A 24,790-nucleotide genomic window follows, 5' to 3' on the forward strand; every position below is an offset into this window, starting at 1 on the left:
GGTCACCCCTCAGTGATCAGTGCGTCGGTGATCAGTGCGTCAGTGGTGAGTACGTCGAAGGCCGCGTCGATCGCGGCGTCGTTGACGATGTCGAAGGCGTCGACGGCGGCAGTGGTCACCACGTGATCGGCCAGATCACCGAACGTCTCCGCCGGTTCGCCGGAGTTGATGACAACCGCCGCTACGTCACCCGCCTCGGCCAAGGCACTCGCCACGATCTCCCGCTGCTGCGCCAACGGCACTGTGCCGGGTGAAACCACCGCGACCACCGCGTCTCCCGAGGCGGCCACCCCTCGCCGTACGCCGATCTCGGTGAAGCGCTGGGCGAGCGCCGACTCGCCGACGACTGCAAAGCCATCGAGTCCTACCGGCGCACCGTGGACCGAGACCGTGCTGCTTCGGGCCGGGTCGTGCCACGTCAGTGCCTCGTCCAGCGCGGCCGCACGCTCTTCGTCCACCGGCTGCGGATCGTCCAGACCGATCCTCGCCCTGGCAAGAAATAGCCGACGCAGGCTCTCGTCCACCTGCTTCTCGTCGACCTCACCAGCAGCCAGGGCCTCGACCAGGCGGGCGATGATCCGTGGCCCCTCCCCTGCCGGGCATTTCACGTTGAGCACATCCGCGCCCGCCCGAAGCGCCAGCACTGCTGACTCGGCCGGATCGTAGCGATTGGCAACGGCCGCCATCTCCAGCGCGTCGGTGATGATCACGCCGTCGAAGCCGAGATCCGATCGCAGCCACTGCCGGTTGACCGTGCTCGACAAAGTCGCGGGCTCGTTGATGCCGAGTTTCGGCAGCTCCAGATGCGCGACCATGATCGTCGCCACCCCGGCCTCCACCGCCGCCCGGAACGGCGCCAGGTGGATGTCCTCGTGCGCCGCGGCGGTCCGGTCCACGCGCGGCAGGTCCAGGTGACTGTCCACGCTGCTGTCGCCGTGGCCCGGGAAGTGCTTCGCCGTCGCGAGCACGCCGTGATCCTGGTATCCGCGGATCTGCGCGGCTCCCAGTTCGGCGGTGAGCTCAGCCGAGACGCCGTACGCCCGGATGCCCAGGATCGGGTCGTCCGGCACCGTGATGACGTCCACGCAGGGGCTGAAGGTCCAGTGGAATCCCACCGCCCGCGCCTCGATCGCACCGGCCGCCGCGATCCGGTAGGCCAGCTCGGTGTCGCCGGACAGCCCGATCCCCCGCGGATAGGGGAAGTGGGTCCCGCTCGTACCGAGTGAGTAGGCCAGACCGGACTCGAGGTTCCCGCCGAGCAGCGCGGTCGGCAGGCCCGCATCGGCGCAGATCTCGGCAACCGCGTTGTGGTACCGCGCCGCGGCCGAGGCGGGCATGCCCCGGACGCTGTGCAGCACCCCGACGCCGAGTTCGAGCGCCTCGCGGGTCGCCGCGTCGGGCCGCCCGGATTCCACCCCCGGCAGTACGAGCACTAGTTGGGCCAGTTTCTGCGCCGGTGTCAGTCGGCCCAGCAACTCGTCGATCCAGCGCATTGCCTCACGTCCTTGTCAAAGGTTTGCACGATTAGTGCGGTCGGAAAGAACTTACGACGAAGAATCTGTTGACCACAAGGGACAGCCAGCCTACTGTTCCGACACGAGTTGTCAAACGTTTGCACAGATCAGTCGATCAACGCATCGATACCATCCTCAGAGGGGCCCTCATGTCAGCATCGAAACGATCTCCGCGGTTCGTCGCCGCACTTGCCGGCACCGTCGCGCTACTCGCCGGCTGCGGCCTCGGCAGCACAACCCAGCCGGCCGAGGTGGACGTGAGCGGCGAGGTCAAGGGCACGATCAAGTTCCAGACCATGCAGCTATCGCCGACCTTCGACGAGTACCTGAAGACGACCGTCGACGCCTTCGAGCAGGCGCATCCCGGCACGAAGGTCGAGTGGACCGACATCCCGGCGAGCGCGGCGGCTCGCAAGATCAGTGCCGACGCCATCGCCGGCACCCTGCCGGACGTGCTGGACCTCGATACCGGCACGCTCGCGCCGCTCGGCCGCCAAGGCCTCGTGGTCGACATGGCCCGGTCCGCCGCGGATCTGCAGAGCAGCTACGTCGCCTCCGCCTGGCAGTCGTTCGCCTTCGCCGACACCGGCGCCGCCGCACTGCCCTGGTACCTCAACACCCCGGTCTTGATCTCCAACAAGGCCGTGCTCGGCAAGGCCGGTCTGGGCAGCAGTCCCGATCCCATCGGGTACGACGAACTGCTGACCCGATCCGCGCAAATCGCGAAGTCGGCCGGCGTGGCCGGGTTCCAGCCGACCGAGGCGGGCCTGCCCACGTACCTGTTCACGCTGGGCGTTCCGCTCGTCGACGCGAAGTCGACCAAGGCCGTGGTCAATACGCCCGAAGCCGTCGCGTTCCTTGGGAAGCTGAGAGACCTCTACCGGACCGGCGGCATCCCGCAGGACAGTGTGACCGCGAAGGACCGCAGCGAGATCGAGACCTTCTCGGAGGGCAAAACCGCGTACCTCGAAGCGGGCGGCTCCCGGCTCAAGATCATCAAGGAGAACTCGCCCGCCGTCTTCGCCAACGTCAAGGTCGGCAAACCGCTCGGGGACGCAACCAAGCGCACGTGGGTGGTCGCCCACGGACTCGCCGTACCGAAGGCCTCCAAGAACCTCCCGACCGCGCTGGCCTTCGCGAAGTTCATGACGTCGGCCGAGAACCAGCTGGCGCTCGCGAAGGTCTCCAGCGTCTTCCCGAGCACAACGGCCTCGCTCGGCGACGCGTTCTTCAGCTCCGGCGACGGCGCAGGCAGCGACCTGACCACTGTCGCGCGAGGGATTGCGGCCACCAGCCTTCGGGACGGAAAGACGCTGGTGAAGCCCTCGGCCGTGGACGCCGAATACGCCACGACGCTGTGGGCTGCGGTCCAGCCCGCGATCCTGGGCAAGGCGAGTCCCGCGGACGCGTTGAGTGACGCCGAGACGAAGCTCACCAAAATCCTTCAGGAGCGGCAGAAGTGACCGCAGTCGCGACCGAACAGCGCGTGCGGGCGCAGCAGCGAACCGCGCCGGTGAAGCGACGGCACCGCTGGTACGTGCCGCTGCTGTTCGTCGGTCCGGCGCTCGCCCTCCAGATCACGTTTCTGTTCCTCCCGCTGGCCAACACCTTCGTACTGGCGTTCACCAACGCGAGCACGATCGGCGGCGGCACCTTCACGGGCTTGGCCAACTTCTCCGAGCTGTTGTCGGACGCCACGTTCTGGCATGCGGTCGGCCGCACCTTTCTCTACCTGCTGGTCTCGGTCCCCGCGCTCGTGATCTTGTCGACCGGCCTCGCCGTACTGGTCAACACCAGACTGCGCGGCGCGGGCGTGATCCGGCCGCTGCTGTTCTCGCCGATGGTGCTTCCGCTGGCCGTGATCGCCGTCGTCTTTCAGTACCTGCTCAACTCCGACGGACTCGTCAACAAGATCCTCCAGGGCCTGCGCATCGTGAGCGGGCCGGTGCCGTTCCTCACCGATCCCGGCCTGGCGTTGTTCAGCCTGACGCTGGTGACGATCTGGAAAGGCTGCGCGCTCTACACCTTGATCACCTTGGCCGCGTTGCAGAACGTCTCGTCCGAGCTCGACGAGGCCGGTCAGCTGGACGGCGCCGGCTGGCTGCGCCGTACGGTCAGCGTCACCCTGCCGCAGATCCGCGGTACGACGGCAATGATCGCGATCCTCGCGGCGATCGCGACCTTGCGCGTGTTCACCGAGCCGTACGTCATCACCGGCGGCGGCCCTGGCGACGCGACCCAAACGATCGTCGTCTACCTGTTTCAGAAGGGCATCTCGCCCGGAACCGACGCCGGCTACGCCTCCGCGATCAGCCTGGTGTTGTTCGTCTTCGTTCTGCTGGTGTCCGCCCTCAGCTGGCGCTTTTCCCGGAGGACCCGATGATCACCACTCGCGAGAAACTGATCCGCTGGCCGTTGATGATCATCGCGACCGTGACCGTGCTCGGCCCGCTGCTGTGGCAGGTCAGTACGGCGCTGAAGAGCGCGGGCGAATCGGCCGTCGGATTCCCCGGTGCCCTGGTGCCGCAGCACCCGACGCTGGAGAACTTCGCGACCGCCTTCAGCCAGATCCCGTTGCTGCGCTACGTGTGGAACTCGGTCGCCATCTCCGCAATGGGAATGGCCACCACCGTCGTACTGGCGACGCTGACCGGCTATGCCCTGGCTCGCATCCCGTTCCGCGGCCGCACCCTCTACACAACGTTGCTGCTGGCAACCGCCGTGCTGCCGTTCGAGGTGATTTTGGTGTCCACGATGCTGGTCACCCGCCAACTGCGGCTCAACGACACCCTGATCGGCGTCGTACTCCCCCAGGCGGTGTCGATCATCGCGATCTTCGTGATGCGGCAGGCCTTCGTGCGGATCCCGAACGAGCTCGGCGAGGCCGCCGCGATCGACGGCGCCGGGCCGGTCCAGGTCTTCTGGCACGTGATGCTGCCGTCGGTCCGCGGCTCGCTGGCCGTCATCACGGTGCTCGGCTTCCTCGACTCGTGGGACCACTTCATCTGGCCGCTGGTCATCCTGAGCGATCCGTCGAACTACCCGGTCAACGTCGGCGTCCAGTACCTGTCCGGCACGTTCTCAGCCGATCAGCGAGTCATCTCGGCCGCCGCGATCGTGGTGATGATTCCGCCGCTGCTCGTCTACTTCCTGATGCAAAAGCAGGTCTTCAAGGGCCTGACCGAGGGAGCGCTGAAGGGATGACGGTCCGCACCGTCCGGGGCGTCGCCACTGGTAGCCTCTTCAGCGAACTGGGCGTGGCATGGGCCTGCCAGACAGGCTCGATCGACCTTCACGGGAACGACGGCCACCCTGAGTTGGGCCCGGCATGCTCCATGGACCGGGAGGCCAGATGACGGCGCGAGCACGAGCTGCAACCCTGAAGGACGTCGCGGAGGCCGCCGGCGTCTCGATCTCGACGGTATCGCGCGTCTTCTCGAGTCCGGGCCGGATCTCGCCGGAGACGTCCCGGCGCGTCCGCGAGGCCGCCGCGCGCCTGCGGTTCACGCCGAACGTGATGGCGCGCTCGCTCATCACCGGGACCTCGCCGAATATCGGCCTGGTCGTACCGGACATCACCAATCCGTACATGACCACCTTGCTGAAGGCCGCCCAGCGGGCCTCCCGGCTGCAGTCGACCGGCATCTTCGTCGCCGACACCGACGACAGCGCCGATATCGAGCGCGAGGTCTGCGAACAGTTCGCGCAGCAGAGTCGTGGCGTGGTCCTGTGCGCGCCGAGGATGAGCACGTCCCATATCCGCGAGATCAGCGATCTCGTACCGCTCGTCTTGGTGAATCGGGTCGTCGAGGGCATTGCCAGCGTCTTCACCGATTCACGGGCCGCGATGCGAGAGCTGCTGGACGAGTTGGTCGAGCTGGGACATCGGCGCGTCGCGTACCTGCCGGGTCCGGCCGGATCCTGGTCGAACAAACAGCGCGCGCGAACAGTGGTCGAACGAGCCAAGATGCTGGACGTCGAACTCGTCCGGCTGGACCCGACGACCGATACTCACGCCGACGGAGTCGCTGCCGCCGCCACGGTGCTGGAACGCGGCGTGACCGCGGTGCTGGCGTTCGACGATGTCCTGGCCGCCGGACTGGTCGAGGGGCTACGCCGACTAGGTAAGTCCGTCCCCGAGGACGTCAGCGTCACCGGGCACGACGACATCCTGTCCGAGCTCGTCCATCCCGGCCTCACCACCGTGACCGGACAGGCCGACCGGGTCGGCCAACTCGCGGTCGCACGGTTGCTGGACGGCACCGACGGGGCCTCGAACTCGCCAGAGGCGGTTGGCGTCAAGGCCACCGTCGTGCGCAGGCTATCCACCGCTCCGCCCAGGTCTTCCTGATGAAGCGGGTGACTGCCCTGATCAGCTCAGGGCCGAGCCCTTCTGGTACTCGGGCCAGCTGAGGTTCCAGTCGGCCCAGCCGTTGCCCATCTCCATCTTGCGGTTGGTGCCGGTGACGTTGACGACGTCGCCGCGCTTGGTCTGGGCGAAGTACCAGGCGGCGTCGGCAATGCTCATACCGATGCAGCCGTGGCTGACGTTCGCGCTGCCTTGGCTGCCGGTGGACCAGGGGGCGCCGTGCACGAACTCGCCGGAGCTGGTGACGCGCTGGGCGTACTGCACGTCGTGGATGTCGTAGTACTCCGGGTCGCCGGGCTGGATACCGACCGTACGGGCGTCCATGCGCTTCACCCGGTACTTCTCCATGATGACCTTGACACCGCTGCGGGTGGTGAAGCCCTTCTTACCGGCCGTGATCGGGATGGTGCGGGCCACCTTGCCGTCGATGCGAACCACCATCAGGTGCTTCGGCACGTTGACACTGGCGACGACCGAACGGCCGATGTTGAACTCGATGTGCCGGCTGGCGGCGCCCCAGGTGTTGTTACCGGCGTTCACGCCCTGGATGCCGATGTCGACCGCCACCTTCGTACCGGCGGGCCAGTAGGTCTTCGGGCGGTAGTGCACGGTCTTGCTGTTCAGCCAGTACCAGCCGCCCTCGACCGGGGTCGACGTCTTCACCGACAGGCGCTTCTCGACGGCGGCCTTGTCCTTGACGGGCTTGTTCCAGTAGATCTGGATCGGAATCCCGACACCGACGGTCTCGCCGTTCAGCGGGGCCATCGAAGCCTTCAGGCGGTTCGCGGCGGTCAGCGTACGGAAGGTCGACTTCTGGGTGAGTTCCCTGCCGTCGGTGCCTGTCGCCTTGGTCAGGACCGTGTACGTCGTACCCGGAGCTAGGGCGGGCTCCGACGTCCAGGTGGTCTTGGCGTCGTCGAGCTTGCCCTTGACCTCGTCGCCGTCAGAATCGGTCAGCTGTACCGAATTGATGGTGCCGTCGGCCGCCGTCACCTTGACCGGCTGATCCGGTCGGACGGACTTCGTCTCCGCGGCCGGGGTGACGGTGATCTTGGCCGCGCCAGGATCGGAGTTGCCGCCCGGTTCGGTCGTCGTGGTGGTCGCGCCCGGGGTCGTCGGGCCGGTGGTCGAGGGGGTCGCGGATGGCGACTGACCAGGGCCGGCGTCGGGCCCTCCCTCGGTGTCGCTACACGCCGTGACCGACAGTGCCACGGCGGCCAACAGCGCCACGGCACGGCCGTACTTCCTCACCGGACTCAACATCCCCGAACTCTCCCCTTTGGGCCCCCAGGACCCTGCGACACTCTGGACCGTCGCCCAGCGTACCCGCCGCTCAGACCACCCCCGAAAAGCGCGAAGCACAGCGCTGAAAAGCCGGAGACCCGACGTTGAAAAGGCCCGGAATTCCGCGCCGAAGCGAGCGATCAAGGCTCGGCAAAGGCCCGAAAACCACCAGAGAACCCTGGCCCGAAGGCACAGGGTTCTCTGGTGGTTACCGACAGTCGAACTCAGTGTGCGTGATCGCCCCGGTAGTACTCGAAGAGGAACCCGGACAGCGTGACGATGCCGATCGCGCTGCCGATGATGAACAGCCACCACCCGAACACGATGCCGAGCACGATCACCGACAGCGCCAGGGCGCAGTACAGCGGCCACCAGGAGTACGGCGGGAAGAAGCCGAGCTCGCCGGCGCCTTCCACGATCTCCGCGTCCTTGCGGTCCTCCGGACGGGCGTCCATCCGCTTGCCGGTGGCGCCCAGGTAGAACGCGACCAGCAGACACAGGAAGAACGTCATCACCAGCGCGCTGGTACCGGTCGGGTCCTTCGACATGAACCAGTAGACCGGCGTCACCAGAATGACGAACACCGTCAGGATGCCGAAGATCCAGGCCTCCGCCTTCATGCCTTGTCTCCGTCCACGTCGTCGCGGTCTTGTACGACCTGTTCCAGATGTTCGACCCGGCCGTCGTCATCGCCGGCGTCGAGCAGGTTGCCCGGCGCGACATGATTGTCGCGGTACTCCGCCAGGGCGAGCTCCGGGTGGTGCAGATCGAACGCCGGGCTCTCCGAACGGATCCGTGGCAGCTTGAGGAAGTTGTGCCGCGGCGGCGGCGAACTCGTCGCCCACTCCAGCGAACGGCCCCAGCCCCACGGGTCGTCAACGTTGACCAGCGGCGTCTTGCGCGACTTGTACACGTTGTAGAAGAACGGCAGCATCGAAACGCCCAGCAGGAAGGCACCGATGCTGGACACCTCGTTCAGCGTGGTGAAGCCCTCGTCGGCCTTGTAGGTCGCGTAGCGGCGGGGCATGCCCTCGACACCGAGCCAGTGCTGCACCAGGAACGTGGTGTGGAAGCCGAGGAACAGCAGCCAGAAGTGCAGCTTGCCGAGGCGCTCGTCCAGCATCCGCCCGGTCATCTTCGGCCACCAGAAGTAGAACCCGGCGAACATCGCGAACACCACGGTGCCGAAGACGACGTAGTGGAAGTGCGCGACCACGAAGTAGGAGTCGGACAGCTGGTAGTCCAGCGCGGGCGAGGCGAGAATGATGCCGGTCAGACCGCCGAAGAGGAAGGTCGTCAGGAAGCCGACCGACCACAGCATCGGGGTGTCGAACGACAGCGACCCGCCCCACATCGTGCCGATCCAGTTGAAGAACTTCACCCCGGTGGGCACCGCGATCAAGAACGTCATGAACGAGAAGAACGGCAGGTTCACCGCGCCGGTGACATACATGTGGTGAGCCCACACCGCCACCGACAGCGCCGCGATCATCAGCGTCGCGGCCACCAGGCCGATGTAACCGAAGATCGGCTTGCGGCTGAACACCGGCAGGATCTCCGTCACGATGCCGAAGAACGGCAGCGCGATGATGTACACCTCGGGGTGACCGAAGAACCAGAACAGGTGCTGCCACAACATCGGCCCACCGTTGGCAGCGTCGAACACATGTGAGCCGAGAATCCGATCGGACTCGAGCATCAGCAGGGCGCCGGCCAGGATCGGGAACGCGATCAGCACCAGGATCGACGTCACCAGGATGTTCCAGGTGAAGATCGACATCCGGAACATCGTCATACCCGGCGCGCGCATGGTGATGATCGTGGTGACGAAGTTGACCGCACCCAGGATCGTGCCCAGACCGGCCATCCACAGACCCATGATCCACAGGTCGCCACCGACGCCCGGCGAACGGACCTCGTTGGACAGCGGCGCGTAGGCGAACCAGCCGAAGTCGGCGGCACCACCGGGGGTGAAGAAGCCGCTGATCGTGATCAGGCCACCGAACAGGAACAGCCAGAAGCTGAACATGTTCAGCCGCGGGAACGCGACGTCAGGCGCACCGATCTGCAGCGGCATGATCACGTTCGCGAAGCCGACGAACAGCGGCGTCGCGAACAGCAGCAGCATGATCGTGCCGTGCATGGTGAAGAGCTGGTTGTAGACCTCTTCGTTCACGATCTGCAGACCCGGCTTGGCCAGTTCGGCGCGGATCAGCAGCGCCATCACGCCGCCGATCAGGAAGAACGCGAACGAGGTCAGCAGGTACATGTGGCCGATCAGCTTGTGATCGGTCGTGGTCAGCCACTTGACGGCGAGCTGTCCCTTGCTCCGGCGGCGCGGCACGGCACCGACGGCCGGGATCGCGCTCCGCTCGGCGAAGTCGGTCACTTCTCGCCTCCGTGCTCTTTGTCGTGCTCCCCAGCGGGGATGGTGTCCGCGTCCTGCCCGCCGGTCGCGGCACCGGTCTGGCCCTTGGCGGCCAGTTCCTTGAGGTGCGCGTCGTACTCGGCTCGGGTGACCACGCGAACGTTGAAGGTCATCCGGGTGTGGTAGAGCCCGCACAGCTCCGCGCACTTACCCGCGAAGGTGCCGGTCTTGGTCGGCGTCAGCTCGAACGAGCTGGCCCGGCCGGGAATGATGTCGCGCTTGAAGTAGAACGACGGCACCCAGAACGAGTGGATGACATCGGGCGAGCTGAGGTCGAACCGGACCGACTCGTTGACCGGCAGCCACAGTTCCGCGGGCTTGGCGAAGGATCCGGTCTCCCAGACACCCTTCTCCGACTCGCCCTCGACCTGCTCGTCGTAGTTGAAGATCCACTGCCACTGGAACCCGACCACCTTGACGGTGTGCGCCGGGTTGTCCGACATCGCCGTGACCTTGTTGCCGTTCTCGATCGTGTAGAAGAACAGCGCGCCGATGATGGCGAACGGGGCCAGCGTGTAGAGCGCCTCCAGCGGCAGGTTGTACCTGACCTGGCGGGGCGCGTCCTCGCTACGCCGGCGATACCGGACCACCACGTACAGCATCAGGCCCCAGACAGCGAAGCCGATGATGAGGGCGGCGATCCAGGCGCCGATCCACAAACTGTGCACGTACTCGGTCCGGTCCGAGGCGCCCTCGGGCAGGCCTAGCCGCTTCCACTGCTCAGTGGTCTCGGCGGAACAACCGGTTGCCAGGAGCAATCCTGCAGCACTGATGGCTGCTACTCCCAGGCGTCTCTTCGAACCCACGGGGCGCCTTTCCCTTCCCAGGTGAGACTGACGACAGAACACTACTGGACAGCAATGACAGAACCGCGCACAGGTAGGCCTTACCCGGTCGGTAAGTTGGCGAGTGTGACCAACCGCTCGTATCTGGACGCCGCCTCGTCGGAATCCCTGCATCCCGCCGCGCGGGAGATTCTGCTGGCCGCGCTGGACTCGGGCTGGGCCGATCCGGCCCGGCTGCACCACGAGGGACGCACTGCCCGGCTGCTGTGGGACAACGCCCGCGAGGTGGTCGCCGACGCCGTGGGCTGCCGCCCGGACGAGCTGTTCTTCACGTCCTCCGGCACGACCGCCATCCACACCGGCGTGACCGCCGCGGCCGCCGCCCGCCGTCGTACGGGCGATCGGGTGGTCCACTCCGCGGTCGAGCACTCCGCCGTTCTGCACGCCGCCGCCGTGGCCGGGGCCGGCGTCGAGGTGGGCGTGGACGCGCTGGGCCGGATCGACACCGAGGTGTACGGCGCTGCCGTGGCGGCGCCGGGCGTGGCCCTGGCCGTGCTGCAGTCGGCGAACCACGAGGTCGGCACCCGGCAGCCAGTCACCGAGATCGCGACGGCCTGCGCGGACGCGGGCGTACCGCTGCTCGTGGACGCGGCGGCCACCCTCGGCCGGGAGGACCTGCCCGCCAGGTGGTCGTTGCTCACGGCAAGCGCCCACAAATGGGGTGGCCCTGCCGGGGTAGGCCTGCTCGCCGTACGTAAAGGTGTGCGCCTGCTGCCCCGCTGGCCCCTGGAGGAACGCGAGCAAGGTCTCGCCCCCGGCCATCCGGACATCCCGGCCGTACTGGCGTCCGCCGCCGCGCTGCAGGCCCGTCGTACGGAGGCCAAGGAGCTCGACACCAGGCACCGGGCCTGGATCGGCGAATTGCGGAACCGGCTGATGGCGGACGTGTCCGACATAGAGGTGGTCGGCGATCCGGACGACCGGCTGCCGCACATCCTGACCTTCTCCTGCCTGTACGTCGATGGCGAGGCGCTCGTGACCGCGCTGGACGCCGAGGGGTTCGCCGTCTCCAGCGGTTCGGCCTGTACGGCGAGCACGCTGAGGCCGTCGCACGTCCTGGCGGCGATGGGAGCGCTCACGCACGGCAACGTCCGGGTCTCCCTCGGCCGCGAGTCGACGTACGACGAGGTGGACCGGTTCGCGCGGGTGGTGCCGGGCATCGTGCGGGACATCCGGGCCCAGGTGGGCCTGTGACCGCCCTGTGACCGGTCCAGTGCTGGAGCTCGATTGCCGGGGCATGCTCTGCCCGCTACCGGTGATCATGCTGGCGAAGCGATTCGGGGAGCTCGGCGTCGGCGAGACGGTCGTCGTACTGGCGGACGACCCGGCGGCGGCGGTGGACATCCCCGCCTGGTGCCGGATGCGGGCGCAGGAGTTGGTCCGGGCCGACGGCGAGCGCTACGAGATCCGGCGGCTGACCTGACGCGTCGAGCGGCCTCTGATGCCGGCGCAGCCCGAGGTGCCCGGCGGATCGTGGGGACGGCTACCGGGTTGTGGTGCGGCTACCGGGTTGTGGTGTGCCCGCTACCGAGTTTTGGCGCGGCTACCCGGTTGCAGCCAGGTAGTCGCGCAAATACTCGGCAGTGGACTGTGTCGGCTGACGTGTTCCGAGGGTCGACCCCTCTTCGCCAGGGGGGGGACCCGTCGTCGCCCCCCGACGTCAAAGGTCGACCCGGTGAACAGGCGAGGCAAGACCCGTTCGTCCGCAGGCCCGGAACCACCTTCGACCGAGCATCCCGGAACCATCTCCGGCCGAGCATTCGGAATCACCTCCGGCCGAGCACGCCGAACCACCGAGTCGACCGGCCAGACCTCACCCGTCCCCCTGATAGCCGGCCCGGCAATTCGAAAGACTCAGGGGGACGGATGACCACCGAACAATCCCGGCTTCGGTAGATCTCGCCAACAGCCCGGTCAGGCGGACGCACTCGCGACCACTCGTGACCACTCGTGAGTGAAGAAGCCCGCTCCGCCGTCGCATCGACCGAACGCGCCGGGCATGTCACCAATGTCCTCGCGCAAACTGGTCACCGATGTGCTGGGAGATGCCAAGATCCGGCGGCGGACCTGACTACCCTCTAGTAATGGACGCATATGAGCTGGTCGCCAAGGCGCAACGGATCACCGTCCTGACCGGTGCGGGTATCTCGACGGAGTCGGGCATCCCGGATTTCCGTGGACCGCAGGGGCTGTGGACCCAGCACCCGGCCGCCATGGCCATCTTCGACATCGACAGCTACCTGGCCGACCCCGAGGTCCGGATGCAGGCGTGGAAGCAGCGCCTGATCACCCAGCCGTGGACGGTCGAGCCGAACGACGGTCACCGCGCGCTGGTCGAGCTGGAGCGCCAGCACCGCCTCCGCGCCATCGTCACCCAGAACATCGACGGCCTGCACCAGAAGGCCGGGTCCTCCCCCGAGTTGGTGCACGAGCTGCACGGCACCGCCCTGAACGTGGTCTGCATGAGCTGCGACCGGCGCCTCCCGATGGCCGAGCTGCTGCCGCGGCTGGAGGCTGGCGAGGACGATCCGCCGTGTGAGGTCTGCGGCGGCATCCTGAAGTCGGCCACGGTCTCGTTCGGCCAGTCCCTCGACCCGGCGGTGATGGATCGGGCGGTCGACGCGGCCCGGGAGTGCGACCTGTTCATCGCGATCGGCACCTCGCTCCAGGTCCACCCCGCGGCGAGCCTGTGCGACGTGGCCCAGGGCCTCGGCGCCCGGCTGCTGATCATCAACGCCGAGCCCACGCCGTACGACGCGGCCGCCGACGCCCTCGCCCACGACCCGATCGGCCAGATCCTGCCCGCTCTCGTCACCCAGCCTTAAATGCCTCGCGGTCGCGGCGGGACCTCGGGCAGACTCCCTGCGTGACCGACTTCTCGTACAAGCCGACGCTGACCGGCGACAAGGTGACCTTGCGCTGCCTCACCGTGAACGACTTCGACGCGATGTGGGCGGCGATGCAGGACCCCGAGGTGACGCGCCTGACCGGCAGCCACGGCGAGCTGACACCGGAGCGGGCGCGCGAGTGGATGCGCACCCGCGCCGACCAGCCCGACCGGCTCGACCTGGCCATCGTCGACAACGAGACCGGTGAGTGCGTCGGCGAGGCCGTGCTCAACGAGTGGGACCCGGACAACGAGTCCTGCAGTTTCCGCATTCTGATCGGCCCGACCGGACGTGGCCGCGGCCTCGGCACCGAGGCGACCCGCCTGATCGTCGGTTACGGCTTCGAGAAGCTCGGCCTGCACCGGATCAGCCTGGAGGTCTACGCGTTCAACCCGCGGGCCCGTCGCGCGTACGAGAAGGCCGGCTTCGTGACCGAGGGCGTGCTGCGCGACGCCCTGCTCTGGGAGGGCGAACGCGTCGACGCCACCGTGATGTCGATCCTCGCGCCCGAGTGGCCCACCATCTAACAGTGATGAGCTGGGGATCAGCGACGATATCCACCCTTGCCGCCCGATCCCGATCTCCTGGGCTGCCCGTCTTTCGCCCCCGTTCCGCTCCCGTTTCGCCCGGTCTGTCGCCGCAGGTCGCTGCTTCAGCCCGGTTCGCCTCTTCGCCTTTGCGCTGAGCTGGTCCGTCGAACAGGCCCAGGTACGGCGCGTGCCCGGGCCGGCTACCGGGTTGTGAGCCGACTACCGGCTTTTGGTAGACCCGCTACCGACTTTTTGCGCGACTACCCGGTTCCAACCAGGTAGTCGCGCAAATACTCGGCAGCCGACCTCGGCACCACCCGAGTCGACCGGCCATACCCCACCCGTCCCCCTGATAGCCCGCTGCACTTGGCCGGGTCGGCCCGGGTCAAGGGCGCGCACGCGTCGCCGCAGGCGATTCCAACCCTTGACGCGGGCCGACCCGGCCCGACAATCCGCGACTCCTCAGGGGGACGGGTGACCACGCAATATCCCGGCCCCGGTGAGGTGGTGCACTCGCGACCACTCGCGACCACGCACGCGCACCCGCACCCGCGACCACTCACGCGCACCCGCGACGACCCGCGACGACCCGCGACGACCCGCGACGACCCGCGAGTGAAGACGCATGCCCCCGTCGCATCGGCCCTGCCGAACATGCCCGGCCACAATCCCACCGACCACCGACCACCGATCGCCGACCGCCGACCGGCCCCCAGAGGAGCATCGGGTCCAAGCCGGCCCGGAGCGGCTGCGATACGATCGCCCGTCGCCCATTCCATTCGCCGGATCCTGCAGGAGATATGGCTCAGTACGCACTACTCATTCTTCCGGCGACCAACCGGGTGTACGCCGAGTCGTCCACCGGCCTGACGATGGCGGAACTGGCCTTGTTCGGCGAACGCGCGCTCGAGGCCCGGATCAGCGACATCGCGCAGACCTCGATCGGCGGCGTTCCGTACGTCACGTTCGAGGCCGATGAGCTGAGCGAGCGGGACATCGCGCTGCTGTCGAACATGTCATCGGTCTACGCGCTGTTCCAGTACGACGGCCGGCTGCTCGCGCCGTTGCACCTGCGGCCGCTGGACAAGCTCGACAGCGACCTGATCAGCATTCAGAAGTACCAGGGCAAAACGAACGAGCACTTCACCAAGTTGCTGCTCAACGTCACCCTGCTGGCCTCGGCCTTCGCCGAGCAGATGCTGGCTCGCAAGTTCAGCGTGGTGGATCCGCTCTGCGGCCGCGGTACGACGATGAACCAGGCGCTGATGTACGGCTTCGACGCCGCCGGGGTCGACGTGGACCGCAAGGACTTCGAGCTGTACGGCACGTTCCTGCAGACCTGGCTCAAGCGCAAGCGGCTGAAGCACGACGCGGAGGTGATCCGGGTCCGCCGCAATCACGAGGTGGTCGCGCACCGGCTCCAGGTATCCCTCGGGCTGACCAAGGAGAGCTGGAAGGCCGGGGACAAGCTCAACCTGTCCTACGTGAACGTGGACACGACCAGGGCGCTGGAGTTCTACAAGCCGGGCAGCTTCGACCTGCTGGTGACGGACGCGCCGTACGGCGTTCAGCACGGCAGCCGCACCGCCGAATCCGGATTGCACCGCAGCCCGATCGACCTGCTGAAGGCGGCCGCCCCGACCTGGGCCGGACTGCTGCGCCCGGGCGGAGCGCTCGGCATCGCCTGGAACACCAACGTCGCCCGGCGCGATGCGGCCGCCGAGATCCTGGCCGGCGCGGGCCTCGAACCGCTGATCGACGCGCCGTACGACGGCTTCGTGCACCGCGTCGACCAGGCGATCGTGCGCGACATCCTGGTCGCCCGCCGCCCCTGAACCGGCCTTCTGGCAGCCGCCCCTGGCTGAACTCGGCCGGGCGAGGTCTTCCGTTGCGCGGGTGGGCGGGTTAGCGTCCGGCTGTTCGTTGGGCTCTGGGAGGGTTTGCCGATGTCGGTGTTCGCGCGTTCTCGTTTGATCGTTCCAGCGGTGCTCGCCTCGGTGGGCCTGGTGGCCGCCGGACTCGGGACCGCGACCGCCCCCGCGGCGGCCCTCGGCACACCGGTCCAGCTCGCGGCTCAAGCTCAGGCCGAGCGGGTCATCACCGTCGCCGGGTCGGTGCAGTCCGAGCTGGGATGTCCCGCTGACTGGCAGCCGGATTGCGCCGCCAGCCGGCTGGCGAAGGGCCCGGGGACGTCGTACAGCCGGACGTTCGACGTGCCCGCGGGAGCGTACGAGCTGAAGGTCACGGTCGACGGGTCCTGGACCGAGAACTACGGCGCGGGTGGTGTCCGCGACGGCGCGAACATCCCGCTGCGGATCGAGGGCCCGGCCAAGCTGCGGTTCGACTACGACGACACCTCGCACGTGCTGAAGGTGGCGCCGGTCGACCTCGCGGGCGGTCTCACCCCGGCGGACAAGCAGCTCGCCAGCCCGAGCCTGCGGGAGAACCTCACCAAGGAGCGGTTCTACTTCGTGATGGCCGACCGGTTCGCCAACGGCGACAAGGCGAACGACGCGGGCGGTCTGACCGGGGATCGCCTAAGTACCGGGCTGGACCCGACGGACAAGGGCTTCTACCACGGTGGTGACCTGGCTGGGATCATCCAGAAGCTCGACTACATCAAGAACCTCGGTACGACGTCGCTGTGGCTGACCCCGTCGTTCAAGAACCGGCCGGTGCAGGGGTCCGGCGCCGACGTCAGCGCCGGGTATCACGGCTACTGGATCACCGACTTCACCCAGATCGACCCGCATCTCGGCACCAACGAGGAGATGCGCCAGTTGATCGACCTGGCCCACCGCAAGGGCATGAAGGTCTTCTTCGACATCATCACGAACCACACCGCGGACGTGATCGCCTACCAGTCCGGGCAGTACGGCTACATCCCGAAGGCCACCAGCCCGTACAAGGATGCCCAGGGCAACGTGTTCGACGACAAGGCCTACGCGGGCGGCAGCACCTTCCCGCCGCTGGACCCGAAGACGTCGTTCCCGAACGTGCCGGTCTTCCGCACCCCGGCGGACGCGAACGTGAAGGTCCCCGGCTGGCTGAACGATCCGACCCTCTATCACAACCGGGGCGACTCGACCTTCGCCGGTGAGTCCAGCGAGTACGGCGACTTCGTCGGGCTGGACGATCTGTTCACCGAGCAGCCCAAGGTGGTCGACGGGATGACCGAGGTCTACCAGGCCTGGGCGGATCTCGGTATCGACGGCTTCCGGATCGACACGGTCAAGCACGTGAACATGGAGTTCTGGCAGAAGTTCTCCCCCGCCGTGCTGGAACACGCGCGCAAGGGCGGTAACGCGGACTTCTTCATGTTCGGTGAGGTCTTCGACGCGGACGCGCGGCTGATGTCGCCGTACACCACCAAGGGCAGGCTGCAGGCGACGCTGGACTTCGGCTTCCAGTCGAACGCGGTCGCCTTCGCGCAGGGTAAACCGACCAGTCAGCTGCGGGACTTCTTCACCACCGACGACTACTACACCGACGCGGATTCGAACGCGTACCAGCTGCCGACGTTCCTCGGCAATCACGACATGGGCCGGGTCGGCACCTTCCTGAAGAACGCAGGGGCCAAGGGCAACGAACTGCTTGCCCGGGACAAGCTCGCGCACTCACTGATGTTCCTCACCCGCGGTCAGCCGGTCGTCTACTACGGCGACGAGCAGGGTTTCACCGGTCCGGGTGGCGACAAGGACGCCCGGCAGGACATGTTCGCCACGCAGACCGCCGAGTATGCCGATGACGAGGTGGTCGACGGAACCGGCACGACCACGATCGGCAGCAAGGACCGCTACGACACCACCTCGCCGATGTACCGGCACATCGCGGCGCTGCAGAAGCTCCGCGCGGCACATCCCGCGCTGGCCGACGGCACGCAGATCCATCGGTACTCGTCGAACTCCAACGGCATGTACGCGTTCAGCCGGCTGGGCAAGGACAAGACCGAGTACCTGGTCGTCGCGAACAACTCGAACTCTCCACAGACCGCCACGGTTCCGACGTACACAGGTGGCATGCGGTTGAAGCCGCTCTACGGCACGACGCAGGCGCTTCGGACCGATCACGAGGGCCGGGTCAAGGTGTCGGTCGCGCCGCTGTCCGTGTCGGTGTTCCGCGCGGTGGCGCCGGTCAAGCACCGGGCGAAGGCGCCTGCGGTGTACCTGCAGACGCCGGAACCGGGCGCGACGGTTGGCGGCCGGGCCGAGATCGCCGCGGCGGTACCGGCGAACACGCCCGCCACGGTCACCTTCGGCTACCGCCCGGTGGGTACGACGGCATGGCAGCGGCTCGGCGCCGACGACAACGCGCCGTACCGGGTCTTCCACGACGTGACCGGTCTGCCGAAGGGCACGCTGCTCGAGTACCGGGCTGTCCTGAAGGATGCCTCGGGCAATTACTCGGTCGCCGGCTCGTACGGCGTGGTGGGTGATCCCGCGCCCACGGGCGGCGGCGGTAGCGGTACGGGTCCGGTGGTGCAGCCCGCCAACGTCAGCGTGCCGGGTGATCACAACAGCGAGATGGGTTGTCCTGGCGACTGGCAGCCGGATTGCGGCCAGGCGCAGCTGACGCTCGACCCGAAGGACAAGGTCTGGAAGAAGACCGTCACGATCCCGGCGGGCGAGCACGCTTACAAGGCCGCGATCAACAAGTCCTGGGACGAGAATTACGGCGCGGGTGGCGTATCGAACGGCTCGAACATCTCCTACACCGCGCCGGCCGGTCCAGTGTCGTTCTACTACGAACACGGCCGCCACTTCGTCACCTCCACCGCGCAGGCGCCGATCATCACCGTGCCCGGCTCGTTGCAGTCCGAACTCGGCTGTCCGGGTGACTGGCAACCGGACTGCATGCGGCCGTGGCTGACCGACGAGGATGGCGACGGCAAGCTCAGCTGGTCGACGAGTGAGATCGGAGCGGGCAGTTATGAGGTCAAGGTCGCGCACGGTCTGTCCTGGGACGAGAGCTACGGCGCCGGCGGCAGCCCGACCGGTGGCAACATCGCCGTCACGGTTCCGGCCGACGGGCTCGTCGTCACCTTCACGTACGACCTGGCGAGCCACGTGCTGACCGTCACCTCGACCAAGCCCGGCGCGCAGCCGGATCTGGCCAAGGCGAAGGCGCAGTGGGTGGCGCGCGACCTGGTCGCCGTACCGGCCGTGCCGCATCCGGAGCGCTCGCGCTGGCGGCTGCACTGGTCACCGACGGGAGGCCTCGCGGTCGACGCCGAGGACATCGGCGGTTCGTCCACGGCCCTGCGGTACGACCCACGCGGGCTGCCGGCCTCGGTACTCGCGCGGTTCCCGCATCTGAAGGGCTATACCGCCCTGCGGCTGGATCGCGTCGACGCTCGCAAGATGCTGACGGGCCAGCTCGGCCTCGCGCAGTACGACGACGTGGGCCGGTTGCTCGACGCGACGGGCGTGCAGATCCCGGGGGTGGTCGACGACTTGTACGGCGCGGCGGCCCACCGGTCGTACGGCGTGACCTGGCACGGAGGTGTGCCGCGGTTCACCCTGTGGGCGCCGACCGCGCACAACGTCGCGCTGCTGGTCGGCTCCGAGCGGGTGGCGATGCGCCGCCACGATGACGGCTCCTGGACCGCGGAAGGCCGCCGGGCCTGGCGGAACGCGCGCTATCGGTACGAGGTGACGGTCTACGCGCCAAGCACCCGCAAGGTGGAGAAGAACGTGGTCACCGACCCGTACTCCGTTGCCTTGAGCACCGATTCGGCACACTCCGTCGCGGTGGACCTCAACGATGCGGCGGGTAGGCCCGCGCTCTGGGCGAAGACCCCGGCGCCCCGGCTGGCACGCTCGGTCGACTCGACGATCTACGAGTTGCACGTGCGGGACTTCTCGATCGGCGACACCTCCGTGCCGGCGGCGCATCGCGGGACCTATCTCGCGTTCGCCGACGAGGGCAACGGGACGAAGCACTTGCGCCGGTTGGCGAAGGCCGGTCTGAACACGGTGCACCTGCTGCCGACGTTCGATATCGCCTCGATTCCGGAGGACCCGGCCAAGCAGGAGAAGCCCGCCTGCGATCTGAAGTCGTACGGGCCGGCCGCGGAGGACCAGCAGGCGTGCGTCACCGCCGTCGCCGGGAAGGACGCGTTCAACTGGGGGTACGACCCGTTCCACTGGCTCGCGCCGGAAGGCTCGTACGCGACCCGGCGGGAAGGCCTGGACCGGGTGGCGGAGTTCCGCACGATGGTGGGCGGCCTGCACCGATCGGGCCTGCGCGTCGTACTGGACCAGGTGTTCAACCACACCCCGGCAGCGGGGCAGGCGCCCACCTCGGTGCTCGACAAGGTGGTGCCCGGGTACTACCAGCGGCTGAATGCCGAAGGCTCGGTCGAGACGTCCACCTGTTGCAGCAACATCGCGACCGAACACGTGATGGCCGAGAAGATCATGATCGACGGGACCGTCTCGTGGGCCCGGAACTACCGCGTGGACGGGTTCCGGTTCGACCTGATGGGCCATCACACCAAGGCGAACATGCTCAAGGTCCGGGCCGCCCTGGACCGGCTGACCTTGGCCCGGGACGGTGTTGACGGCAAGAACGTCTACCTGTACGGCGAGGGCTGGAACTTCGGCGAGGTGACGAACGACGCGCGCTTCGTCCAGGCCCGCCAGGGCAACCTCGGCGGCACCGGGATCGGCACGTTCTCGGACCGCCTGCGCGACGCCGTACGAGGTGGTGGCCCGTTCGACGAGGACCCGCGAGTGCAGGGCTTCGGCTCGGGCGCCGCGACCGATCCGAACGGCGCGCCGGTCAACGGAACACCAGCCGAACGAGCGGCGCGACTGGCTCACGACACGGATTTGGTCCAGCTCGGTCTCGCGGCGAACCTGCGGGCCTTCCAGTTCCGGTCGGCCAAGACCGGTACGACGGTGCGTGGCGACGGCGTCGACTACAACGGCTCCCCCGCCGGTTACGCGGACCAGCCGAACGAGGTGGTCACGTATGTGGATGCCCACGACAACGAAACGCTGTGGGACGCGCTGACGTACAAGCTGCCGCAGTCGTTGCCGATGGCGGACCGGGTCCGGATGAACTCGTTGTCGCTGGCAACCACCGCGCTGGCGCAGACGCCGTCGTTCTGGCACGCGGGCGCGGATCTGCTGCGCAGCAAGTCGCTCGACCGGAACTCGTACGACTCCGGCGACTGGTTCAACACGCTGGACTGGACCGGCGCGGACAACGGCTTCGGCCACGGTCTGCCGCCCAAGCCGGACAACGAGGACAAGTGGGGATTCATGCGCCCGCTACTGGCCGATCCGGCGCTGAAGCCGAGCGCGGCCGACGTCGCGAAGGCCTCCGCGCAAGCCGAGGAACTGCTCAAGCTGCGCTTCTCGACGCCGTTGTTCCGGCTCGGCTCGGCGGCCTTGATCAACCAGAAGGTCTCGTTCCCGCTGAGCGGTACCCCCGGCGCCGTACCGGGCGTTGTCGTCATGCGCATCGACGACACCATCGGGCCGTCGGTGGATCCGCGCCTGCGTGGTCTGGTGGTCGTCTTCAACACCACGGGTGGTCCCGTCAGTCAGACGGTCCCGGGCCTGGCCGGCGCGTCCCTGGCACTTTCACCAGTCCAGGCGAATGGGTCCGACCCGGTCGTCAAGCAGACAACGTGGAACTCCTCGACCGGCACGGCAACCGTGCCCGCACGAACCGTCTCCGTCCTCCACCAGCACTGATCGCGCCCCAGGCGCGGTGTCCTCGGTCCGCGAGTGGGCGCGTCTGCACCGCGTCCGTCGGCCCTCGGGTTGACCGTCGTCTTGGCTGGGTGGTTGAGGCGACCGGTGGTGTGGGCCGGCCGGCGGCCGGCTTTGGCGCCGGTACCTGGTTGCAAACCTGTTGCGGAACGGGCGTGGCGGCGGTGCCACCACAACCGGGTAGTCGCGCAAATCCCGGCACCCGCGCCGTGCAGACCACCCAAGGCACCAGTTGGTCCGGCGCCTGGCAGTGGCTGGCCATCCGGAAGGTGGGTTACCACCTCGGATTCCGGGGTGGTAACCCACCTCGCCAATGGCCAGCCACCCCCACGCCTCCGGCCGGCCCCACGCCGACCCATGCCAGCCGCCGGCGGCCCACCGGGTGGCTTGGGTGCCTCGCGTGCCTCGTGCCTCGGTGCCAGGTCGTGTCCGCGCGGGCCGATCGCAGCGGGCCGGCGGCGCCTCGGATCCGCGCGGGCCGATCGCGGCGGCCAGTTCCGGGGGTCGACCTGTGAAACCGGAGGTGGACTTGCCAAGTTTGGGACGTCGACCCCCGATCGGAGATGTCGACCATCAAGCTTCGTTCAAGCGCTTGCCTGCAAGGCGACGCGAAGGGGACAGCTGGCGCGCGGTGCGGCCGCACTGAAGACACCTCGCGGAGTCCTCGACCCCAAGCCGCTTCCTAGCAGGGGTTATAACCCCTGCCAGGAACCCATTTCCCTGCCGGGACCACGAACCTTCTGCCAGGACCCGCTTCCCCCGCCCGGGCACAGTTGCTCCTGCTCGGCCGCGGGGCGGGACTGCGGCGGCCAAGCGTGGCGCCGTACCCACCTCACTGGCCTGCGGGGCGTTCTGTCACCGCAGAGATGACCCGCAGACGCACCAAAGGCGGGCTGAGCAGGATGCGGCGAGGTACCGAGATGGCAGGGCGGGCTTTGCTCGTCTCGGGTCGTTGGTGTCAGGGGCGGGCGGTGGTGAAGTCGGAGATGAATGGGGAGAGGGCTGGCACGGTGAGGTAGGCGCCGAGCAGGAGGGCGCCGACGGTCAGGGTGGTGAAGACGAAGACCCAGAGCAGCGCCGGCACGCCGGTCAGATGCGCGAGCTGGTCGGCGTCGGAGTTGCCGCCGGCACCGCCTCGACGGCTGCGCTGGAGCTCGGCGACCGCTCGCGGCGCGGCCAGCAGCAGGAACCAGGTGAGCAGATAGGCGAACGCCGACTGGGTCTCGGCCGAGGCCCACCAGGTGACGGCGAAAACGATCGTGCCGAAGACGAGCACGGACCAGAGGCCGAAGAGGTTGCGGATCTGCAGGAGCAGCAGGACCAGCGCCACCAGCAACACCCACAGCAGCGCGACGGCGTAGCCGCGGCTGAGCAGGAAGGCGGCGGCGAGACCGAAGAGGGCCGGACCGGGATAACCGGCGAGCAGGGTCGCGATCATGCCCGCGCCGCTCGGCTTCCCCCGGGACACGGTCAGGCCGGACGTGTCGGAGTGCAGCCGGATGCCTGTCAGCCGACGGCCCGCGAGAGCGGCGACGAGGCCGTGAGCGCCTTCGTGCGCGATCGTGACGACTTGGCGCACGTGCCGCCAGACGGGCCGCCAGATCACCAGCACCGCCGTCAGTACCGCGATCGCGATCAGCACTCGGCCCGACGGCGCCGGCTGCACGGCCGTCAGGTTGTCCCACACCTCATCCATCGCGCCATCCTGCCAACCTCGTCAAATCAACTCTCCCCCGCCTTTGCGTTCGGGGCTTTCCGATGGAGCGGACGCGGCGGCCGGCCGGTGTTCGAAGGGCGGATTCCGACGAACGAACGCAGAGCAGGGTTATAGCGTTGCCGGAATGAGGAGACTTGCGCGGAGTGAGGCTGGCGTCGAAGGTGTCGGCGCCGGCAGGCTGGGCGTGTTCGTTGAGGCGCTCGCGGCCTCCGGGCAAGAGCTGCAGACGTTGATGTTGCTCCGCCACGGCAAGGTGGTGCTGGAGCAGGAGTGGGCGCCGTACCGGATCACCGATCGGCACGCGCTGTATTCGATTTCGAAGAGCTTCACCTCGATGGGCGTCGGCCTCGCCATCGAGGACGGCCTGCTCGGCTTGGACGATCAGGTCGTCTCGTTCTTCGGCCCGGCGGATCTGCCTGCCGAGATCAGCGACAACCTCGCCGCGATGCGGGTGCGCGACCTGTTGACCATGACGACCGGCCATACCGAGGACGTCGTAGTCGCCGGCTCGGACACCCCTCGGCGGCAGTTCCTCGCTACGGAGGTGGCGGAGAAGCCCGGCACGCTCTTCGTCTACAACACGGGCGCCACGTTCATGCTGTCGGCCATCCTGCAGCGCGTGACCGGCCAGAAGTTGCTCGACTACCTCAAACCGCGCCTGTTCGAACCAATCGGTGCGACCGAGGCCAGGTGGCAGGAGACACCCGACGGCATCAACACCGGCGGCTGGGGACTCGAGCTCAATACGGAAAGCGTCGCGGTCTTCGGACAGCTCCTGCTGGACAGGGGCGGTGACGTCATCCCGGCTCACTGGGTCGAGGCGGCCACCTCCAAGCAGGTCCCGAACGACAACCAGGACAACCCGGACTGGCGGAAGGGATACGGCTTTCAGTTCTGGCGCTCCCGCCACAACTCCTACCGGGCTGACGGCGCATTCGGGCAGTTCCTAGTGGTTCTGCCCGAGCAAGACGCCGTACTCGTCATCACCAGCGCAGCGCCCAACATGCAGGCCGTACTCGAGGTTATCTGGGAACACCTCTTGCCGGCGTTGGAGGGTCCGGACGACGGTGTGTACGCCCCAACGGTCGACTTCGACCTCAAGCCGCCTTCGCTGGGTAAGGCTGCGCCTGGCGACGGAACGACGTACGTGTTCGAGGCGAACCAGTTCGGCCTGCTGACCGCCCGACTCGATCGGGACGGCAGCGGCACGTTCAGCTTCGACCTCGGCGCCACCGGCACGGTGCAGGATGTGGTGTGCCGCGAGGGCGACTGGGCGGAGACGCGGTGGCGGCTGGGATGGCTTGGCGATCGGTTGCTGACCAGCGCGACCGGTGATCCGTTCACGGCGAGCATGCGCTTTGCCGAGACACCTCAGCTGTACACGCTCACCTGCCGTCCGGATGGCGACACGATCACCGTCGACATCCACGTGAACGTCGGCTTCGGACCAGCAGATACCACCCTGATCGGCAGGGCGGGCTGAGTACTCGC

General features: G+C 67.8%; 17 protein-coding genes. 11 read left to right on the top strand and 6 right to left on the bottom strand.

The window, feature by feature from the left end; translation table 11 throughout:
• Positions 1-2 precede the first annotated feature (2 nt).
• A complete protein-coding gene (locus ACFFGN_RS10165; protein ID WP_380045782.1) occupies positions 3-1,493 on the bottom strand; it encodes a glycoside hydrolase family 3 protein in 1,491 nt (496 codons plus the stop codon).
• A 170-nt stretch (positions 1,494-1,663) separates the two neighbouring features.
• Here ACFFGN_RS10165 and ACFFGN_RS10170 point away from each other — a divergent pair, with 170 nt between their 5' ends.
• From ACFFGN_RS10170 to ACFFGN_RS10185, 4 genes are all read left to right on the top strand, one after another.
• Positions 1,664-2,977, top strand: a complete 1,314-nt coding sequence (locus ACFFGN_RS10170; RefSeq protein ID WP_380045784.1) for an extracellular solute-binding protein — start codon at positions 1,664-1,666, stop codon at positions 2,975-2,977.
• A complete protein-coding gene (locus ACFFGN_RS10175) occupies positions 2,974-3,897 on the top strand; it encodes a carbohydrate ABC transporter permease (RefSeq protein ID WP_380045786.1) in 924 nt (307 codons plus the stop codon). Before ACFFGN_RS10170 ends, ACFFGN_RS10175 begins: the two co-directional genes overlap by 4 nt.
• Positions 3,894-4,718, top strand: a complete 825-nt coding sequence (locus tag ACFFGN_RS10180) for a carbohydrate ABC transporter permease (RefSeq protein WP_380045788.1) — start codon at positions 3,894-3,896, stop codon at positions 4,716-4,718. Before ACFFGN_RS10175 ends, ACFFGN_RS10180 begins: the two co-directional genes overlap by 4 nt.
• A 148-nt stretch (positions 4,719-4,866) precedes the next feature.
• A complete protein-coding gene (locus ACFFGN_RS10185) occupies positions 4,867-5,865 on the top strand; it encodes a LacI family DNA-binding transcriptional regulator (RefSeq protein ID WP_380045790.1) in 999 nt (332 codons plus the stop codon).
• Between the two features lie 21 nt (positions 5,866-5,886).
• Here the strand turns inward: ACFFGN_RS10185 and ACFFGN_RS10190 are convergent, their stop codons facing one another.
• From ACFFGN_RS10190 to ctaC, 4 genes are all read right to left on the bottom strand, one after another.
• Positions 5,887-7,146: a L,D-transpeptidase gene (locus ACFFGN_RS10190; RefSeq protein ID WP_380045792.1), complete on the bottom strand. Its 1,260-nt coding sequence runs from the start codon at positions 7,144-7,146 to the stop codon at positions 5,887-5,889.
• A 245-nt stretch (positions 7,147-7,391) separates the two neighbouring features.
• Positions 7,392-7,787 (bottom strand): cytochrome c oxidase subunit 4, encoded by a 396-nt coding sequence (locus ACFFGN_RS10195; protein ID WP_380045794.1) that lies wholly within the window; start codon positions 7,785-7,787, stop codon positions 7,392-7,394.
• Complete coding sequence (gene ctaD, locus ACFFGN_RS10200) at positions 7,784-9,556, bottom strand: aa3-type cytochrome oxidase subunit I (RefSeq protein WP_380045796.1); 1,773 nt, start codon at positions 9,554-9,556, stop codon at positions 7,784-7,786. Before ctaD ends, ACFFGN_RS10195 begins: the two co-directional genes overlap by 4 nt.
• On the bottom strand, positions 9,553-10,401 hold the full coding sequence (gene ctaC / locus ACFFGN_RS10205; protein WP_380045798.1) for an aa3-type cytochrome oxidase subunit II: 849 nt from the start codon (positions 10,399-10,401) through the stop codon (positions 9,553-9,555). Before ctaC ends, ctaD begins: the two co-directional genes overlap by 4 nt.
• A 105-nt stretch (positions 10,402-10,506) precedes the next feature.
• Here ctaC and ACFFGN_RS10210 point away from each other — a divergent pair, with 105 nt between their 5' ends.
• The 6 genes from ACFFGN_RS10210 (at position 10,507) to pulA (ending at position 21,564) form a co-directional block, all read left to right on the top strand.
• Positions 10,507-11,634, top strand: coding sequence for a cysteine desulfurase family protein (locus ACFFGN_RS10210; RefSeq protein WP_380045800.1), 1,128 nt, complete (start codon positions 10,507-10,509; stop codon positions 11,632-11,634).
• A gap of 7 nt (positions 11,635-11,641) precedes the next feature.
• On the top strand, positions 11,642-11,863 hold the full coding sequence (locus ACFFGN_RS10215; protein ID WP_380045802.1) for a sulfurtransferase TusA family protein: 222 nt from the start codon (positions 11,642-11,644) through the stop codon (positions 11,861-11,863).
• A gap of 661 nt (positions 11,864-12,524) precedes the next feature.
• Entirely contained in the window at positions 12,525-13,265 is a 741-nt protein-coding gene (locus ACFFGN_RS10220; RefSeq protein ID WP_380045804.1) for an SIR2 family NAD-dependent protein deacylase, read from the top strand.
• 41 nt (positions 13,266-13,306) lie between these two features.
• On the top strand, positions 13,307-13,855 hold the full coding sequence (locus tag ACFFGN_RS10225; RefSeq protein ID WP_380045807.1) for a GNAT family N-acetyltransferase: 549 nt from the start codon (positions 13,307-13,309) through the stop codon (positions 13,853-13,855).
• A gap of 803 nt (positions 13,856-14,658) precedes the next feature.
• Positions 14,659-15,693, top strand: a complete 1,035-nt coding sequence (locus ACFFGN_RS10230) for a TRM11 family SAM-dependent methyltransferase (RefSeq protein ID WP_380045809.1) — start codon at positions 14,659-14,661, stop codon at positions 15,691-15,693.
• A 111-nt stretch (positions 15,694-15,804) separates the two neighbouring features.
• Entirely contained in the window at positions 15,805-21,564 is a 5,760-nt protein-coding gene (pulA, locus tag ACFFGN_RS10235; protein WP_380045811.1) for a pullulanase-type alpha-1,6-glucosidase, read from the top strand.
• Between the two features lie 976 nt (positions 21,565-22,540).
• Here pulA and ACFFGN_RS10240 read toward each other — a convergent pair.
• Positions 22,541-23,278, bottom strand: a complete 738-nt coding sequence (locus tag ACFFGN_RS10240; RefSeq protein WP_380045813.1) for a M50 family metallopeptidase — start codon at positions 23,276-23,278, stop codon at positions 22,541-22,543.
• A 145-nt stretch (positions 23,279-23,423) separates the two neighbouring features.
• Here ACFFGN_RS10240 and ACFFGN_RS10245 point away from each other — a divergent pair, with 145 nt between their 5' ends.
• The gene (locus ACFFGN_RS10245; protein WP_380045815.1) at positions 23,424-24,782 is read left to right on the top strand and encodes a serine hydrolase domain-containing protein; all 1,359 of its coding nucleotides are present in this window, start codon (positions 23,424-23,426) and stop codon (positions 24,780-24,782) included.
• Positions 24,783-24,790: the final 8 nt, after the last annotated feature.

Origin of the sequence: Kribbella deserti (assembly GCF_042434725.1) — a bacterium.
Taxonomy (GTDB): domain Bacteria; phylum Actinomycetota; class Actinomycetes; order Propionibacteriales; family Kribbellaceae; genus Kribbella; species Kribbella deserti.

What these genes read in the sequence shown, in the direction of transcription:
- ACFFGN_RS10165 (WP_380045782.1), bottom strand. Translation starts at nt 1,493, where the DNA reads ATGCGCTGGATCGACGAGTTGCTGGGCCGACTGACACCGGCGCAGAAA.
- ACFFGN_RS10170 (WP_380045784.1), top strand. Translation starts at nt 1,664, where the DNA reads ATGTCAGCATCGAAACGATCTCCGCGGTTCGTCGCCGCACTTGCCGGC.
- ACFFGN_RS10180 (WP_380045788.1), top strand. Translation starts at nt 3,894, where the DNA reads ATGATCACCACTCGCGAGAAACTGATCCGCTGGCCGTTGATGATCATC.
- ACFFGN_RS10185 (WP_380045790.1), top strand. Translation starts at nt 4,867, where the DNA reads ATGACGGCGCGAGCACGAGCTGCAACCCTGAAGGACGTCGCGGAGGCC.
- ACFFGN_RS10190 (WP_380045792.1), bottom strand. Translation starts at nt 7,146, where the DNA reads ATGTTGAGTCCGGTGAGGAAGTACGGCCGTGCCGTGGCGCTGTTGGCC.
- ACFFGN_RS10195 (WP_380045794.1), bottom strand. Translation starts at nt 7,787, where the DNA reads ATGAAGGCGGAGGCCTGGATCTTCGGCATCCTGACGGTGTTCGTCATT.
- ACFFGN_RS10220 (WP_380045804.1), top strand. Translation starts at nt 12,525, where the DNA reads ATGGACGCATATGAGCTGGTCGCCAAGGCGCAACGGATCACCGTCCTG.
- ACFFGN_RS10230 (WP_380045809.1), top strand. Translation starts at nt 14,659, where the DNA reads ATGGCTCAGTACGCACTACTCATTCTTCCGGCGACCAACCGGGTGTAC.
- pulA (WP_380045811.1), top strand. Translation starts at nt 15,805, where the DNA reads ATGTCGGTGTTCGCGCGTTCTCGTTTGATCGTTCCAGCGGTGCTCGCC.
- ACFFGN_RS10240 (WP_380045813.1), bottom strand. Translation starts at nt 23,278, where the DNA reads ATGGATGAGGTGTGGGACAACCTGACGGCCGTGCAGCCGGCGCCGTCG.
- ACFFGN_RS10245 (WP_380045815.1), top strand. Translation starts at nt 23,424, where the DNA reads ATGAGGAGACTTGCGCGGAGTGAGGCTGGCGTCGAAGGTGTCGGCGCC.